Origin of the sequence: Shewanella sp. 5_MG-2023 (genome assembly GCF_030547465.1) — a bacterium.
Lineage (GTDB): Bacteria > Pseudomonadota > Gammaproteobacteria > Enterobacterales > Shewanellaceae > Shewanella.
The window spans coordinates 210,860-228,257 of the sequence record NZ_JAUORC010000001.1 but is presented as its reverse complement, the minus strand read 5'-3'; the positions used below and the strand labels follow the sequence as shown (position 1 = coordinate 228,257).

Genomic DNA, 17,398 nt, shown 5'->3' with positions numbered 1-17,398 from the left:
TCACTTACTTGTCTGTCATTTTAGCTAATTTGGTTAACGCATTATTACCAATCAGATTAATTACTCTTTCAAACTCAGTAAGTTCTTCAGCATTTATGCCTAAGAGCAATTGGCTACGGATATTGATAATTGTTACTTCGACTTTCGTTATTAAATCTAGTCCAGCAGGAGTCAAATTGACAAGTCTGGCGCGTTTATCATGGGGGCAACAGTGGCGTTCAATGAGCCCTTGCTGTTCTAATTGGGCTAAGGTGCGCATTAAAGAGGCCAGTTCAATTTCTAAGGCATTGGCTAATACTTTTTGACTGAGGTTGTCGCCTAATCGCCACAGTTTCCATAAGGCTGTCCAGCGTGGGTAAGTTAACTCTAAAGGGGCAAGTTCAATGTCAACAGCGGTGCGCCATAAGCGATGCAGACGCCCCAATTGTTCTGCCAGTGATAGCTCTTTCATATGGTCGAATTCTTTTTGCATCATGGTTCCATTTACTTAGCGTGCTAACTATTATACTTGGTTAGCACGCTAAGTAAATTGATTTTTTATCGCAGTGATTGCCCTAGTGTTATATATAACGCTAAGGCAATGATAGAAAATAGAATAAATTTCAAACAAATAGATGTATCATTTTATGTTAATACTTAAGTCGTAATAGTCAGCAACAAGAATGGATAATTCAATAGGTAAAAGTTGAAATCTAAACACCAATGAAAAAGAATTAAAAGTATTTAGCAAGGATATCCAAGACTAGGTTTATACTGAATTAACTGACTACAACAAAGCACTTCTAACTTTAATCATCATAGTCACTGTGCCGTCACTAACGCGAGTCTGCCTGCGTTTAAACTCGTTCTTATAATTACAGCCTCATTTCCATAACAGCTTCACTAGTAATAGCTACATCTAGCTCACTTCCTTTAAGTGGGTGTTATCCGTCCTTTATTCAATGTATTTATTATTAAAAGGTAGACAATGTGGTCGCCATAAAGAAATGCCCATCAATGACTGGCGATAGCCCAATTGATGAAACCTTGTTTGCGCTTATTGCGCAGGATATCGAAGCAAAAGGCTACAGTATTCGGCCAACGGCCTTGGCAGATGCATTAGCGAACAATTTGTTTAATCATCAGCAAGGGATAGAAGCAGACAAGTTTGAAGAAGCAGGTATAGGAAGGGGTGGCGAGTATTTAAAAAATGAGTTTGTTAGAACTGATGCCATTAGCTGGATAACCAATGGATCTGAAGCAGGCAGAGATTGGCTCACTTGGACCGCCAACTTGCAAAGCTTTTTAAATAGACGATTATTTCTAGGTTTGTTTTCATTTGAAAGTCACTTTGCTCATTATGGCCCAGGTGATTACTATAAAAGACACTATGATGCTTTTAAGGGCGAAGCGAATCGAGTGCTTTCAATCGTGGTATATTTTAATCGAGCGTGGTCAGCGTCAGATGGCGGCGAGTTAGTGTTATATCAAGATAACGTCGATAAAGAAGGCATTAAAGTAATGCCATTACTGGGCACGATAGTGACATTTTTAAGTGAAGAGTTTCCCCATGAAGTATTGGCAGCCAAGCGGGATCGATATTCTATCGCTGGTTGGTTTAGGGTTAATACTTCTATCGCTGCTAAAGTCGATCCGCCGAGGTAAGTTATCCGTCTAGATGCGCTTAACCAACAGCTGGGCGATAAGCTGTTTATTTTACTAGCTCTGATAATGAAGCATCATTTTTTATTGAATTTTGACAGGAGAGAGCCGTTGAAATTAGCAGCTGCAATAAAACATTTTTGGTCCTTTGGTATTATCAGCGGACTAATAGTCTCGGTATTGGTAACACTCTTTATTGTCATATGGGAATGGCTCGAAAATCCTGGCGGCATATTTCACGGCGCTGAAGGTACAAATTGGCAATTTGTTTATGACACTGGCATCAGTTGGTTTATGCCTACTTTTATCTATGTCGCTATCATTGCCGCAGTGAGCCACCTCATATATTCAGCGATAAAATGGCTCAGTGATTCAGCTGATAACTCAAAATGAGAGTATTTAATGGGCAAGAGAATAGAATCAGTAACGTAGGTTTTGTGTAGCCAAAGTGATAGCCGCTATGATCGTACTAGCTGACAACAATATAAATGGGCTTTTTATTAAGTGTATCTGCAACAAAAAACTGCCTCAGCAACTAAAGTTTAATGGGTTAAGGTAATGACTTGCATAAGTGTACTTTCATGTCGTGTTAGTGACGTTGATTTATTGCTCAAACAATTTAATTAATGAACACTTTGGTTTTTTTATCAACACTTAAACATTTTTATGTCATTTAGGGATTTACAGCGACCGCAGCTTGTCATATTATTCGCGGCGTTCGGAGAGATGGCAGAGTGGTCGAATGCACCGGTCTTGAAAACCGGCATGGGTTTGTAGCCCATCTAGGGTTCAAATCCCTATCTCTCCGCCATATTCAAGACGAAAGGCTCATCAGGAATGATGAGCCTTTTTTCGTTTAAATCACTAAAAATATTGAAGATTAATACTATTAATTCAAAATTGCTTTATTGCCTAGTATTTAAAGTGCCTGTTTTATAATCACTTATTTGCCTTGAGAAGATTGACTCAGTCAATGTCACTGCTTTTCATATGAGCAAGCCCCCAGTAATGTTTGCTCAATATGTTTATCCTCGTTTCTTCTAGCATTTTATGCGCTGATAAGAACATTTGCTTTTAAGCTATGTGTATTGGGGGCGTTTTAGATTATGTGCATCATGCTAAGACTCACCGTATAATGCCAACCTATACAGTTTTTACGATTAAAAGCCATATTATGCCAACTACTAACCAAACGGGTTTGCTAGCGCCTGCTGATAAGAGCGAAATTCATCAGCATTTTAAAATATTTAAACCGTATGGTTTTTTAAGCCAGTTTGTACCTGAAACCCGTAAGAAGAAACATCTACTGGGTGAGCTATTTAATTTTCCCGATAAAACCATGGCTATTGGTCGGTTAGATCATGACTCAGAAGGACTGTTATTACTCACCACTGATGGCATGATGAGTCATAAGATCAGAAGTAAAGGTATAGCGAAAGAATACTATGTACAGCTGGATGGTGATATTACTCCTGAGGCGATGTCATTACTGCAAAATGGGGTTGAAATTGGCATTAATGGTAGTAAATATTTAACCTTGCCTTGTAAGGCGTTCAAATTAGATGAAGAACCTTCGCTTCCCTCTCGGGGTCGTAAAATTCGCGACCCAAGACATGGGCCAACAAGTTGGGTTTCTATTACGCTTTGTGAAGGTAAGAATCGTCAGATCAGAAAAATGACTGCAGCCGTAGGCTTTGCCACCTTAAGGCTAGTTAGAGTGAGAATTGGCGATATACATATTGATAATATGGCTGCTGGTGATGTTATTTCGCTAACTAGTTTTGATGCTGCTTTCTGTTGATAGCATACTGGTGTTTAGAGCTCTATTGCAGCTGCCGTGGGGCTTTATATTGGGTTATCTATTACGTTTGTCAATCTCAACATCAAACTTTAGTTACAGGTAAATCACTAAAAAAATAAAAAGCCAATGGCTTGGTCAACACACTTAAGTAATCCACTAAATTAGCTGTTGTATGATTGAATCAGTAATGGATTGGGGGAACCGTCGATTCATTTGATGATATTCATAATCCAACAGTCCAACAATCCAACAATCTAACAGTCCAATTATCTTAATTCCAATGAAAATTTCTCAATATTTTTCGTGTTTTTTATCAATGTTAATAATATAAACATTGATGATGCTGTGCATTAATTAACCTTTATTGGTTTTGCTTTTATGAATGGATAATTATAAACGATCAGCTTTTCTATCAATGTAAAAGTTATAAGTTGTATAAGTTTTGCACAAAAAATTGTTTGTTTTATAAATATACATTAATTGATGCCTACTTTAATTTTTTGTTTCAGTATATGGTTAGATCTTGTTTGTTTTATGAGTATTAAGGTTTTATTTTTGTTTTATTAAATATATCGGTTTAAGTAAAAGGTTTGACTGGTTAATAATTACCTCGGGATGCGATAATTATTAAATAAATGTTAACTCAAGTGGTAAGGGTGTTTTTGTGATATTAATCGTAAGTTTTTCTTGCTATGAGAGTGTGGCTTACTTAATATCGTGGTGTTGATACAAAAGGCTTTTTTATAAAAATAGTCGAAGTAAATGTTGCTAATTTTTAAGTGTAAATACATTTAGTAATCATTTTTCATTTTAATAATGGTTGTTTTGTGTAGGGTTGCGGTTTTATTGAGCAGTCTCAATTGCTCATGTTGATAAATTGTGATCTAATTGGCTGAATATTTCTAGCTTCGTTCATTTCAAAGACTTTTGAATGTTAATTCGTTGTTATATGTTTTATGTATAACCGCGTTGTATATTCTTCCTGCCGATAAATCAACCTCACATAAATAATTATTAAGCCCGAATTCAACCTATTGCGAAGGGGTTGAAATTTACTAATGGAAATAAATGCGATGTTTAGAAGAACAACCGTTGCAATCGCCTTAGCCTCTTTATTCTGTGTGAATGCTGCAAGTGCAGTCACACTACAAGAAGGAGACAATGGAGATTATATTCGCCTATTTGGTGAAGTGGGTGTTGGGGGTCATTTTGGTACCAATTCAGATTATAACCATGATGAGTTTTACGATACTAAAGGCTATGTCGATGATAGTTTTGCCACGTTAGGTGTAGCAGGACAGAATAAAAACTTTATCTACCGATTAGAACTGGATTACCAACGTAGAAATTGGCTTGGTGGTGATGGCGAGTTTGAACTTGCCATCGACAAAATGTTTGTCGGTTATATATTTGACGATAATCACTGGATTGAGCTGGGTTTAACAGATACTGCGTTTGATGAGTATGATCATTTTGGTGATTTTACCTTCAATAAATCGGTAGAAACCGGTGAAGCAGGCGATCAAGAAAATACCGTTAAATATGAAGCTAAGTTTGAAAACTTGGTGTACGGCGTTTCTTATTCCTATGAAGGCAAGCACAAGAATGGTGCTTTACAAGGTGATATTGTCAACGGTTATGTTGGCTGGATGTCAGACTTTGTTTCCGTTGTCGTGGGTGTCGAAGGTCGTGGTGGCTCAGAAGGGATCTCTAAGTATGGTGAGCAAATGCTTGTCGGCTTAGGTATTCGCGCTCAAATCACCTCAGATTTTGCATTAGGTTTCAATACCTTTTTAGAAGATGAAGATCTAGCAACTCGCAAGAGTGGTGATACGTATCTTGGATACGAAACTTTCCGCAATTATGGCATGACGTTAAGTGGCAAATACGATCTTAATGAGTCTTGGGAAATTATTGCTTCAGCAAATCATGAGCAATATGAAGGTTGGGATGTAGAAGGCCCTAACTACGACTATTCCGAGCTGCCAGCTGAATTTGGTAAAGACCGCCAATGGGCAAGCTTAGGTTTCAACTACCGTCCAGCAAGAGACATCGTTGTGTCAGTAGAAGCCCGAGTTGGCGAAGCGCCAGAAGCTGCATATGCCTATGTGCGCATGTATTTCTAATTTCATTCCAAGATAAACAATTATCGAGTTTACTATGAAGAAAAGTTTTCTCTCACTGGCCATCGCCAGTATTATCAGTGTCGGCGCTAATGCTGCAGTCAACGACCTACTGATCACCGAAATGGTGCAAAAAGATTATGGGGCTGAATTGGGCTCTGTGGAAATCACCAATACCCACGCTACCGATGAATTTACCTTTACCGATGACACCGCCGTGTATATGTGGGCTAACGGTAAGTATGAAAATGTCATGCTCAATGCCAGTGGTCAGCCATTACTATCAGGCCTTACCATTGCACCTGGTAAATCTTTAGTGGTATTAAACAAAGATGCTAGCGACGAGTATAAGCAAATCATTACTGATAACGGAGGTGATTACGTAATTGGTGAAGGTGACCCAAATACCAGTTACACCGATTTTTACCTAAGTGGTAATGATGGTTTCTACATTAAAAATGGCGATGTGATTATTGACCGTGTTGGCGCTGCAGATAATACCAGCGTTTGGGCTCCAGACACTACGCTGCGCCGTCGTATGGATAGTGAAGGTAATGCACCTGTTCCTTCTGCAACCTTTAATGCTTCGCAGTGGGAAGTAATTAGTCCACTTGATATTTCAACTGTGGGTACGCCAAATCTAGCTGAAGCTTATGAGCCATTTGTTTGTGCTGATTTAACCACAATTGGTGACATCCAAGGTACGGGCGGACCATCTCCATTAAAAGGTGAAAGTGTTGCCGTTGAAGGTGTGGTAACAGCCGTTGTTGGTTTACCGAAAAAAGGTTTTTACTTACGTGATGTAGTGGCTGATGGCAACCCATTAACCTCAGATGGTATCTTTGTTGAAAGTGGCAGTGCAGATAGTCAGCTAGTTGGCCGCACGATTTGTTTAGGCAGTGAAGTCGCTGAAAGCTATGGACAAACTCAGTTAGCGACCGATGATTGGGAAGTGACCAATAGCGAGTTCACGCCGACTGTGGCTACTGATATTGAAATGCTAGAATCAGATGGTGGTTCATTTGAAACCACACTCAATCGTTATGAAGGCATGTTAGTCAATCTGCCTGCAGATATAAATCCGCTTGAAGATGGCAATCAAGATATGCGTGTATCACGTAGTTTCAGCTTTAACTACGACAGCTACCGTAACAACATGACTTTGGCTTACAAGCGACCTAATTTACAGCCAAATCAGCTTAATGTACCTGGTTCACCAGAATCTTATGCAGCAGCTGCGCAAAATGATGATTATCGTTTAGTTATCGAAAGTTCGACTTCTGCTGCTAACGGTGACATCCCTTATTATCCTAACTTTGGTATCGCACCAGAGGATAATTACATCCGTATCGATGACAGTGTCGTGGGTATGGAAGGGGTGATTAGTTATAGCTTTGGTGATTATGCTTTAACTGTGACTAACGAGCTAAATAACAATAACTTTGTTCATAACCTTCCTAGAACTGACAGCCCTGATATCGATGAAACAGTAACAAATGACGAGTTTGCTATCCGCATAGCTAGCCAGAATTTATTTAACTATTTCAACTCACCATTTGGTGGTGCTCAAAACCAATTCGGCCAAAGCCGCGGTGCTGATACTTTTACTGAATTTTCTCAACAAAAAACTAAATTAGTAGAAGCCATCCGTGCGCTAGATGCTGATGTAGTCGGTTTGATGGAAATGGAAAATAATGGTTTTGGCCTTAATGGTGCTGTTGCTGATTTAGTTAATGAAGTTAACGTTTACTACAACGACGAATACGCAGATAACTATGACAAGCCATACTCAACCGAAAACCGCTATGTATTCGTTGGCTTTGACCATAACGGTAATGGTGTACTTGATGAACTAGATGCCCTTGGTTCAGATGCGATAGCGACAGGTATTATTTACCGTCCGAGTAAATTAAGCATCGAGCGTACCCGTGTTGTTACGATGCCACAGCAAAAAGCGCCGACCATTGTTAATGACAATAACGAGGTGATTAAAGACAATAATGATGAGATTTTAGAAAGCGGTCAAAACTATCATCGTGACGCACTTGTGGTTACTTTCCTTGTTAACCAGACAGGCAAGCGCTTAACTCTAGCGGTTAATCACTTTAAGTCTAAAGGTTCAACTTGTTGGGAAGATTGGCAAGGAGTTGAGTTTGGTGATGCTACTAAGTGGACCCAAGATGCTCCAGATCTTGATTTTCAAGGCTCATGCTCAGAGTTCCGTATTTCAGGTGCAGTACAATTAGCTGAAGAACTTAAAGACGTTGAGGGTGACAAAATCATCTTAGGCGACCTTAACGCCTACGGCCAAGAAGACCCAATGTTGGTTCTGACTGAAAACCCTCGCAACAAAACCCTAATGACCGCAAGCCATACTTTTGTAGGTAGCAAACCACAGTTCAATACAGATGGTTCGCCAGTACAAATTACTAATAGTTACGGGTACATTAATATTATTTCGAAAATATTCGAAGAGAAGGGTAAAACCCCATGGAGTTACTCTTATAACGATGAGGTGGGTTCACTTGATCACATTCTTATTTCACCTTCGCTAGAAGAGCGTGTAATCGATGCTGCTGACTGGCATATCAACGCTGCTGAATCAAGCCTTTATGATTACAACAATGAGTATAAGGGTGACTACAGCAATGAATTTAATAAGTTCTATGCTGAAGACCATTTCCGCTCTTCAGATCACGATCCAGCATTAGTGACCTTAAGTTACTTGCCTGGAGAGGCTGATTCAGGCCGTTCAATGTATCTGACCAAACTCAATAAGTTAATGAAGGTGCCATATCAGATCCCAGAGATTGCAGGCGCTTTAACTGGCGATGTCGCCACCATCAAACTGACGCCTAAAGATGATAAAGAGCAACTGGATTTGAGCCAACTCGTTGAGCCCAACGTGGTGTTAACTCAGGATGGTCAAGCCCTAGTTAACTTTGAAGTCTTCGGTGCGCCATCTGCGCGCTACAGCGCTAAAGTTGCTCTTGAACGCGACGGTGCAGTGGTTGCGGGTTCTTCACTTTCTTTCGATATTGAAGTGCAAAATCGAGACTCGTTAGTCGCTGAAATAAAAGAAGAAAGACATGATGGTAGTGGCGGTAGTACTGGTTTACTTAGCTTGTTAAGCCTTCTGGGTTTATCAGCTCTTCGTCGCCGTAATCACAAATAGGTTCAACCCCAGGTGAGGTGTTCACTTCGGTGACACCTCACCACCTAATAAAAAGATAACACTATGAATAATAAAATCACTTCAGTGGCTAAAGCAATTACCCTGCTATTAGCCACTGCTTCAACGGCTGCGTATGCAGATTTGGTTATTACCGAATATGTTGAAGGTAGTAGTAATAATAAAGCGATTGAAATCTCAAACCTTGGCGATAGTAATATTGACCTAGATGCCGCTCAATATGTATTAACCCTGTACTCTAACGGTGCAACTGAACCGGGTAATACAGCTGTTTTGACGGGTAATTTAGCTGCGGGTAGCAGCATTGTTTATCACAATGCAGGTGCTGACGAACAGTTTAAGGTTGGTATTGAATCTACAGTCACTTACTTTAATGGCGATGATGCGTTAGTACTGACCAAAGATGGTGCGACTATCGATCGTGTTGGTAAATTGGGTGAGCGACCTGATGGCGCTTGGACAGATCCAAACGATCCAGACTTTTCGACTAAAGATAAAACCTTAAGACGCAAGGCCAGTATTACCACTGGTGATACTGATGCCTCAGCAGACTTCCCTGGTGCAAATAATCAATGGGTTGTGTTTGAAAAAGACACTGCTGATGGACTAGGTTGTCCTGGTGAAGGCGCTTGTGTTGCTGAGTCTGGTGTACTTATTATTACTGAATATATTGAAGGCAGTAGTAATAACAAAGCAATTGAGCTTTCTAATGTCGGTGGCAGTGCAATTGACTTAGATGCCGCTCAGTACAAACTGACACTATATGCTAACGGCGCTACAGAACCGGGTAATAGTGAAACGCTATCAGGTATGTTGGCTGCAGGTGAGAGCATTGTGTTTTATAACAGTGGCGCAGCAGATGAGTTTAAAGTTGGTACTGAATCAACAGTTACTTACTTTAATGGTGATGACGCATTAATGTTGACCAAGGACGATGTGGTCATTGACCGTATTGGTAAACTTGGTGAAAGGCCTGATGGTGCATGGACAGATCCAAATGATCCAGACTTCTCAACTAAAGATAAAACGTTAAGACGTAAAGCTAGCATCACTGCAGGTGACAGCGATGCTTACGGTGACTTCCCTGGGACAAATAATCAGTGGATTACCTTTGATATAGACACTGCTGATGGTCTAGGTTGTATGGGCGAAGTTGCCTGTGGTGATACACCAGTAGATCCAGAACCCGATCCAACACCTTGTAATAATTGTGTCGAGCTAACACCTGTCGCAGATCCTGATGCTTTTGAGCCTAACGTTTATTATACCGACGTACTTAGCGGTAGCTTTGACGATGCTGAAGCAATGAAAGATGCGATTTCAATTACCATTGCTAATGGTCATCAGCAATTGAGCTATAAAGAAGTGTGGACAGCGCTGACTTACTCAGATGAAGATCCGGCAAACAGGAGCAACGTTATTGAGCTTTATACTGGTAACTCAATATCAAAGCAAAATAATAGCCAAGGAGCCAACGCTGCAGACGAATGGAACCGTGAACACGTTTGGGCTAAAAGTCATGGTTTCCCAAGTGAGTCTCAACTTGGTTACACCGATGCACATCACTTACGTCCAACGAATGTGAAGGTTAACTCTACTCGCAGTAATTACGATTTTGCTGAATGTGGTGATACTGCTACAGAAATCGCAGATGCACCGGGTAATTTTGTTGATTCTAGCGGTCGCTGTTTTGAGCCAAGAGATGAAGTTAAAGGTGATGTGGCGCGGATGATCATGTATATGGATACTCGTTATCAAGGTAACGATTCTAATATGCCAGATTTGATTGCTGTTGACCGCATGACAACGAGTGATGAGGTTTCTAATAATGAACCGCTTCATGGCAAGTTATGTACGCTTTATGCATGGCATCATCAAGATCCTGTCGACGATGCCGATGTTCAGCGTAATGATGCAATTTATACCTATCAAGGCAACCGTAACCCGTATATTGATTACCCAGAGTGGGTACAAGCGGTTTATGGTGAGCAATGTGATGATCCACTTCAGCCAGAGCTAGATGTTGATGTGATCATAACTGCGCCTGAATCTGTTAACGAAGGTGAAGCGTTTATCATAGATGCTTCTGAAACCGTTGTTAAAGACGAAGTTGAGCTTAGTTTTAACTGGGAGCAAACAGCAGGTCCAGAGCTAGAGTTTGACGCTTCAAGTTCAATTCTTGCGCTAACAGCACCAGAAGTAACTAGCGATACACCACTACAATTTACCCTAACGGTAAGCGATGGCACGCTTGAAACTACACAAGCAGTCAGTGTGACAGTGGTCAATGTGCCATTAGCCTTTGATATCAGTTTTAGTGGCAACACAGAGCTAAATGAAGGTGACAGCACAGTGATCACAGCAGCCATAGCCAATGAACCTGAAGGATTACAATATAGCTGGACACAAATTTCAGGTATGAGTGCGGATTACACTGCTGATGGTTTAGTGCTGAATGTGACTGCACCTGACGTTGATGTTGATCAAACATTAGTGTTTACACTTTTCGTGAGTGATGGCGAAGAGCAATACAGCACCAATGTCAGTATTGATGTGAAAAACCAACAAGAGAGTGGTTGGAGCAAGCCTGATGGTGCAGGTAGTTTAGGCGCTGGCTTGCTAATGTTATTACCGCTGTTATGGCGTCGACGTCAATCTTAAGCTTTTGAAGGTTTATTTTTGAGTTAAAATTTGAGAAATATATAGCTTAGAAATAAACGGTAAAGATTAAATTAGCCCAATTACAAGGGCTTAATAAAAGTCCACTAGTACAAAGCCTGCTTTGTGCTGGTGGACTTTTTTATTTTCAATTGATTTTTTTTGTCTCATTCATTTTTTTGATAAAGGTCAGTACATTCTTATCCATAGGTAAAGAACCAGCTGGGCATGCGCCACCTGGAATTAGGCCTGAATATTGGCCTTAAAATTCTATATGGGAAGGGGGTTAACGAAAGTAACGGAAAGCAGTCACTTCAATCAGGTTGAGCTTTTAAGAGTTATGATTGCCTGTCATCATGCTGAGTGAACTTTAAGATTAGTGGCAGGCAATCTTCGTTATAGCGTTGCAGTGATTATCTGAACTCAGAACTTTGACTGTGGAGGCTGATTTACGTAAATAGAGGGATATTATAAGTTCCATTTTACCCCTCTACTTTATCAATTGGCTATATTCTTAAACCATTGTGATGGTTATTCTGCAGGTAATTCAGTGCTTTTATAAATGGGATCGACCTCAAGTACTGGCGCTGCATCGAGTTCGTTAGCATCCATCATTGAACCAATACGTTGCATTGATGATAAAAGCTGAGATTGTTCCCATTCTTCTAATGCGCAGAAATTTTGAATAAAATGCTCCTGCAATGGCTTTGGCGCTTCAAGTAAACAAGCCTTGCCCTCATCAGATAAATATAAACTAACCCGTCTTTTATCTTGCTCACTTCGGACTCTTTGAATTAAATTTCTGCTTTCTAAGCGGTCTAAAATGTTAGTCACAGTTGCAGCGCTCAAGTTGATATTTTTAGCCACTTGACTCGCTGTAACACCATTAATACCGGCGATTTCTTGCATGATCATTAATTGAGGCCCGGTTATACCAGACTTTTTATTCAACTGTTTTGAGTGCAAATCAATTGCTCGAATCACTTTACGTATCGATATTAATAGTTCTTCGTATTTTTCCATTGCTTCTTCTAGTTATTAGCCATGAGTGTAGGATAACACTAACCTTATTTTTTATCAGTCCATATTGTCTATTAGCAATAAGTCTTAGCTGCTTTCGAGTCGAATACTAACCATTTTCGCTTTTAAACAATAACCACTTTTCAAAAATGGGATTAACTCAAATGATTTATTTTCATGTCGTAAGAATTAGCGGCCATTAAGCTACTGTAAAATATCAGCTTGGAATTTGCTCGGTTGATCTTAGTGTAATAAGTCTATAACATAATAGTTAGAGTACTAATTATTAGAGGTAGAATTAAATGCAAGGCGAAACCAGTTCATGTGACAGTCCCAGTTATCTGCAACAATTAACAACACGTTCATTTGAAATAGCGAAACATACAGTGGGATTAATATGTTTATGGTTAATTCTTAGTACTTATATTTTTTATCCGCTAACTAAAATAAATAAGGCTGGTAAATAATGGAATATACCTATATTTCATTAGGGGTTTATTTTGTACTCATGTTAGCTATCGGTATCTACGCCGCAAAAACATCCACAGCTAATCTTTCTGAATATATGCTTGGCGGCCGCCAAGTTAGCCCTCAAGTGACCGCATTATCTGCTGGAGCATCTGATATGAGTGGTTGGATGCTAATGGGATTACCCGGTGCCATTTTTGTTTCAGGGTTTGATACTATTTGGGTTGCACTAGGCTTAGTGATTGGCGCATGGGCTAACTATAAACTTGTGGCGCCTAAGCTGCGTTTGTACACCGAAAAAACCAATGACTCGTTAACCTTGCCAGATTTTTTTGGTAAACGATTTGATAAAGAAAATGGTGTTATCCGCCTCATTTCAGCTGTAGTCATCATCATATTTTTCACTTTATACACCTCAGCAGGTCTTGTTGGCGGTGGTAAGTTATTTGAAACCGCGTTTGCAATGAACTATCAAACTGGCGTTGTTATTACCATGCTAGTGGTGGTGGCTTATACCTTGATGGGCGGCTTTTTAGCCGTAAGCATGACAGACTTTGTCCAAGGTGTGATTATGTTTATTGCCCTTATTTTAGTGCCTGTTGTGGCGTTCACGCATTTTGATAGTCCATCAAGTATGATGAATTATTCACTTGAGACGATTCCTTCTTTTAGTGAAAGCTTATCTGGTTTAACTCTGGTATCGCTGCTATCTAGCTTGGCATGGGGACTGGGCTATTTTGGTCAACCGCATATTATTGTTCGATTTATGGCGATAGACTCTGTTAAAAATATCAAAACAGCTCGCCGGATTGGTATGAGCTGGATGACAGTGACCATTATTGGCGCTTTAGCAACGGGTTTAACCGGGGTGGCTTATACGCGTAAATTTGAAGTCACGCTTGCCGATCCTGAAACTATCTTTATTTTCTTTTCTGAAGTGTTATTTCATCCTTTAATTGGCGGTTTTTTATTAGCGGCAATTCTAGCGGCGGTAATGAGTACCATTTCTTCACAATTGCTAGTGTCTTCAAGCTCACTGACAGAAGATATCTATCGTGCTTACAGCAAAAAAGCAGTATCTGATAAAACAGCGGTGAATATTGGCCGACTTTGCGTATTTGGTGTAGCTGTTGTGGCATCTTTTATCGCAATGAACCCATCGAGTAGTATTTTATCTATTGTCAGTAATGCTTGGGCAGGCTTTGGCGCGGCATTTGGTCCGCTGATTTTATTTAGTTTGTTATGGCAAAAGGTGACTTATGAAGGGGCCTTAGCCGGCATAATTACTGGTACTGTGACGGTATTATTTTGGATTTTTGCACCTGTATTAGCTAATGGTGAAACCTTAAGCAGTGTAGTGTATGAAATGCTGCCGGGCTTTTTCATCAGTGCAGTATCGATTTGGTTAGTGAGTTTAATAACCAAAGCGCCATCTGCTGAGATCCAGAAAACATTTAAAGATGTTAATCATCAATTAATTCAACAATTATCATAAGGTCTACTCATGTCTATTAAATCCAATCAACGATTGGTGATAAAGGTGGGTAGTGCGTTAATTGCCCCTGAAAACAACGGTTGTAGTTCGCATCACCTGCTGAGTATTGCGCAATTTATACTTCGTTGTCGTAAGCAGGGAAAGCAAGTTATTTTGGTTTCTTCGGGTTCAGTTGCTGCTGGTCGTCAATGGATTGATATTAAATCACCGTCAATTGCCCTAAAAAAGGCCATGGCAGCAGCCGGACAAACCAATATGATGGCAGTTTGGGATAAGTTATTTGACTTTCCCACTGCGCAAATTCTTCTGACCCATGCTGATTTATGTAATAAAGAACGCTATGCCAGTATTAAAGAAACCATAGAATCCTTATTGGAGCATGGGGTATTACCTATCGTAAATGAAAACGATACGGTGACCTCTGAAGAGTTAAAAGTTGGCGATAACGATAATCTCGCCGCTATGGTTGCGGCATCAACAGGGGCAGATGGCTTAATCCTTTGTACTGACGTTGATGGCTTGTTTGATAAAAACCCCCAGCAACATGCTGATGCTAAATTGATTAAAACCATTGATGTTATTGACGAGTCTATTTATCAAATGGCAGGCGGTGCAACCAGCTCAATGGGCACTGGCGGCATGCAAACCAAAATAGAGGCGGCTGAAAAAGCTGTGGCTCATGGCATTGATACTTATGTAGTTAATGGCTTTAATCATCAAACTTTTAGCGCCTTGCTGCAAGATGAAAACCCAGGCTCGCATTTTGTGTCTTGTAAAACCCCGATGTCACCAGAGCAGCATTGGATGACTCATACTGTCCGCGAGCGAGGTGAGGTGGTGATTGAAGATCAACATGCAGCGATTAGTCAGCATGATGATGTGATCACCAGTGCTAGTATTCTTTCGGTAAAAGGCGAGTTTGCAGTGGGTGATACTATTTTAATCCGCACTGATGATGGCTCACAAGTGGCAAAGGCCACATCTAATTACAGCAGTTGTTTGCTTAACTATCTCACTCAACAAGCTAACACGAGTGAAAATGTAGCTAGCCAACCACAAAACAACTCAATCATTTCACCGATAAATCTCGCCGTTTTGCAGAGAACATGAGTTTAATCTTAATATTATCAGCCAATGTATATCACGCCGCTAGGGCACTATTGTAATTGATGCAGTTGATGCAACTAAGTAACTGACTTAAATTACAAAAATAGCCTTTCTCGTTTGATTGTTGTAATAGATCCTATCGGGTTAAAGAGCTATTAATCACTTACTTTAAGTGGGTTGTTGCCTGTGTGTTTTTAACTTATTGACTCTTTCTCCATACTCACTTTCTTAGCACTTCTCTATCTGTTAATTATATGCACTTACCAATGGCTTATTCGCATCTAATTTATTGTCATAGTCTATGATTAAGGAACGACTCAAGGGAAAACTGAGGAAGTTACCATGGAAATGACACTGCGTTTTTTAGGGGCAACTCAAGAGGTAACAGGTTCCTGTCATTTATTAACTATCGACGGTAAACAAGTGTTGTTAGATTGCGGTTTAATTCAAGGTGGTAGAGCCGTTGAACTTCGGAATCATGAGCCTTTTGCTTTTGAGGCAAGCACTATCGATGCGGTGGTATTAAGTCATGCTCATATTGATCATTCAGGCCGCTTACCTTTATTGGCAAAGTTAGGCTTTGATGGCCCTATTTATACCAATAAAGCTACGGCTGAACTGTGCACTGTAATGCTAAAAGATGCCGCCATGCTGCAGCAGCGCGATAATGAACGGCTGAATAAGAAGCGTAAGAAACAACAGCTCGAACCAATCTCCGCTTTATTTGATCAACAAGATGTTGATAAGGCGATATCGCAGTTCGTGCCGCTCGATTACCAAGTCGAAAACCCAATCGTGCCACATGTTAGTGTAAGACTGTTTGATGCTGGGCATATTTTAGGCTCGGCTATTGTTTCGTTACAACTAGGTGAGGGCAGTCAGCAGAAAACCATAATCTTTAGTGGTGATCTTGGCCGTGCAGGCATGCCGATTCTACGAGACCCTACCTTAATTGATAATGCTGATTTAGTCTTAATGGAAAGTACTTATGGTAACCGTTTACACCGTAGTTGGGATGAAACCATTGCTGAGTTAAAACAAATTTTTGCCAAAGCTATAACCGAAAGTCGCGGCAATATATTGCTACCAGCATTTTCGGTGGGGCGAGCACAAGAATTGCTGTATTTATTTCATTTGTATGCCAAAGAGTGGGATTTGTCTCGTTGGAAAATTTGCTTAGATAGCCCGATGGCTATTGAAGCGACTCGGGTGTATATCAATAATTACCCGCTAATGGATGAAGACTTTAAACGCTTTACCCGCATGCATCCAGGTGAGCACCCACTATTATCTAATGTTGAGTTTACCCAAAGCACAGATGAGTCAATGCTGCTGAACGAAGTAAATAAGGGGCTGATTATCATTGCCGGTAGCGGTATGTGTAACGGCGGGCGAATTCGTTGCCATTTCGAGCATAATTTATGGCGCCCAGAATGTGATGTCATTATTTGTGGTTATCAAGCAGAAGGCACACCGGGCAGAGCGCTGGTAGATGGTCAGCCTGAACTGACTATTCGCGGAAAATCGGTTAAAGTTGCTGCTAAGTTGCATACCATAGGCGGCTTGTCTGCCCATGCCGATCAAGCTGAATTACTGCGCTGGTATCGTCATTTTAATCATCAACCACCATTGATATTAGTCCACGGTGAAACCACGGCGCAGCAAGGGTTAGTGGATGCAATACAGCAAGATAAATCATCTGCCCCCCAAGCGCTTGCGATAGCAGCCCATGGCGATAAACTGGATTTAAATGGCCTACCACAACTGGTTTGGTGTTGAATGGCGTTATCCAGCGGTGCTGTAATTGAGCAATGCTGTCATTGAGCAATAGTGTTTTGTGCTGACGTTGACTGCGAATGCACATTAATACATATGTTCATTACAGCCTTTCC

General features: G+C 40.4%; 11 protein-coding genes and 1 tRNA gene. 10 read left to right on the top strand and 2 right to left on the bottom strand.

The window, feature by feature from the left end; all coding sequences use genetic code 11:
- Positions 1–4: 4 nt before the first annotated feature.
- Positions 5–472, bottom strand: a complete 468-nt coding sequence (gene slyA / locus Q4557_RS00920) for a transcriptional regulator SlyA (protein ID WP_017059069.1) — start codon at positions 470–472, stop codon at positions 5–7.
- A 524-nt stretch (positions 473–996) separates the two neighbouring features.
- Here slyA and Q4557_RS00915 point away from each other — a divergent pair.
- The 7 genes from Q4557_RS00915 (at position 997) to Q4557_RS00885 (ending at position 11,419) form a co-directional block, all read left to right on the top strand.
- Positions 997–1,644 carry a 2OG-Fe(II) oxygenase gene (locus Q4557_RS00915; protein WP_303410144.1) on the top strand — a complete coding sequence of 216 codons (648 nt, stop codon included), beginning with the start codon at positions 997–999 and terminating at the stop codon, positions 1,642–1,644.
- Positions 1,645–1,752: 108 nt separating this feature from the next.
- The gene (locus Q4557_RS00910; RefSeq protein WP_102437062.1) at positions 1,753–2,034 is read left to right on the top strand and encodes a hypothetical protein; all 282 of its coding nucleotides are present in this window, start codon (positions 1,753–1,755) and stop codon (positions 2,032–2,034) included.
- Between the two features lie 327 nt (positions 2,035–2,361).
- Positions 2,362–2,452 (top strand) — tRNA-Ser (locus tag Q4557_RS00905).
- Between the two features lie 363 nt (positions 2,453–2,815).
- The gene (locus Q4557_RS00900; RefSeq protein ID WP_303410113.1) at positions 2,816–3,442 is read left to right on the top strand and encodes a pseudouridine synthase; all 627 of its coding nucleotides are present in this window, start codon (positions 2,816–2,818) and stop codon (positions 3,440–3,442) included.
- Positions 3,443–4,515: 1,073 nt separating this feature from the next.
- Positions 4,516–5,568: a hypothetical protein gene (locus Q4557_RS00895; protein WP_102531596.1), complete on the top strand. Its 1,053-nt coding sequence runs from the start codon at positions 4,516–4,518 to the stop codon at positions 5,566–5,568.
- A 34-nt stretch (positions 5,569–5,602) separates the two neighbouring features.
- A complete protein-coding gene (locus Q4557_RS00890; RefSeq protein ID WP_303410110.1) occupies positions 5,603–8,740 on the top strand; it encodes an ExeM/NucH family extracellular endonuclease in 3,138 nt (1,045 codons plus the stop codon).
- A gap of 63 nt (positions 8,741–8,803) precedes the next feature.
- Complete coding sequence (locus tag Q4557_RS00885) at positions 8,804–11,419, top strand: endonuclease (protein ID WP_303410108.1); 2,616 nt, start codon at positions 8,804–8,806, stop codon at positions 11,417–11,419.
- Between the two features lie 528 nt (positions 11,420–11,947).
- On the opposite strand, the gene Q4557_RS00880 is transcribed toward Q4557_RS00885, so the two are convergent.
- A complete protein-coding gene (locus Q4557_RS00880; protein WP_076543138.1) occupies positions 11,948–12,439 on the bottom strand; it encodes a MarR family winged helix-turn-helix transcriptional regulator in 492 nt (163 codons plus the stop codon).
- Positions 12,440–12,902: 463 nt separating this feature from the next.
- Between Q4557_RS00880 and putP the strand changes: the two genes are divergently transcribed.
- The 3 genes from putP (at position 12,903) to Q4557_RS00865 (ending at position 17,285) form a co-directional block, all read left to right on the top strand.
- Entirely contained in the window at positions 12,903–14,399 is a 1,497-nt protein-coding gene (gene putP / locus Q4557_RS00875; RefSeq protein WP_102476444.1) for a sodium/proline symporter PutP, read from the top strand.
- 9 nt (positions 14,400–14,408) lie between these two features.
- Positions 14,409–15,509, top strand: a complete 1,101-nt coding sequence (gene proB, locus Q4557_RS00870; protein WP_102437067.1) for a glutamate 5-kinase — start codon at positions 14,409–14,411, stop codon at positions 15,507–15,509.
- A gap of 339 nt (positions 15,510–15,848) precedes the next feature.
- Positions 15,849–17,285 carry an MBL fold metallo-hydrolase RNA specificity domain-containing protein gene (locus tag Q4557_RS00865; RefSeq protein WP_303410105.1) on the top strand — a complete coding sequence of 479 codons (1,437 nt, stop codon included), beginning with the start codon at positions 15,849–15,851 and terminating at the stop codon, positions 17,283–17,285.
- Positions 17,286–17,398: the final 113 nt, after the last annotated feature.

What these genes read in the sequence shown, in the direction of transcription:
- Q4557_RS00885 (WP_303410108.1), top strand. Translation starts at nt 8,804, where the DNA reads ATGAATAATAAAATCACTTCAGTGGCTAAAGCAATTACCCTGCTATTA.
- Q4557_RS00895 (WP_102531596.1), top strand. Translation starts at nt 4,516, where the DNA reads ATGTTTAGAAGAACAACCGTTGCAATCGCCTTAGCCTCTTTATTCTGT.
- slyA (WP_017059069.1), bottom strand. Translation starts at nt 472, where the DNA reads ATGCAAAAAGAATTCGACCATATGAAAGAGCTATCACTGGCAGAACAA.
- Q4557_RS00915 (WP_303410144.1), top strand. Translation starts at nt 997, where the DNA reads ATGACTGGCGATAGCCCAATTGATGAAACCTTGTTTGCGCTTATTGCG.
- putP (WP_102476444.1), top strand. Translation starts at nt 12,903, where the DNA reads ATGGAATATACCTATATTTCATTAGGGGTTTATTTTGTACTCATGTTA.
- Q4557_RS00890 (WP_303410110.1), top strand. Translation starts at nt 5,603, where the DNA reads ATGAAGAAAAGTTTTCTCTCACTGGCCATCGCCAGTATTATCAGTGTC.
- proB (WP_102437067.1), top strand. Translation starts at nt 14,409, where the DNA reads ATGTCTATTAAATCCAATCAACGATTGGTGATAAAGGTGGGTAGTGCG.
- Q4557_RS00880 (WP_076543138.1), bottom strand. Translation starts at nt 12,439, where the DNA reads ATGGAAAAATACGAAGAACTATTAATATCGATACGTAAAGTGATTCGA.
- Q4557_RS00900 (WP_303410113.1), top strand. Translation starts at nt 2,816, where the DNA reads ATGCCAACTACTAACCAAACGGGTTTGCTAGCGCCTGCTGATAAGAGC.
- Q4557_RS00865 (WP_303410105.1), top strand. Translation starts at nt 15,849, where the DNA reads ATGGAAATGACACTGCGTTTTTTAGGGGCAACTCAAGAGGTAACAGGT.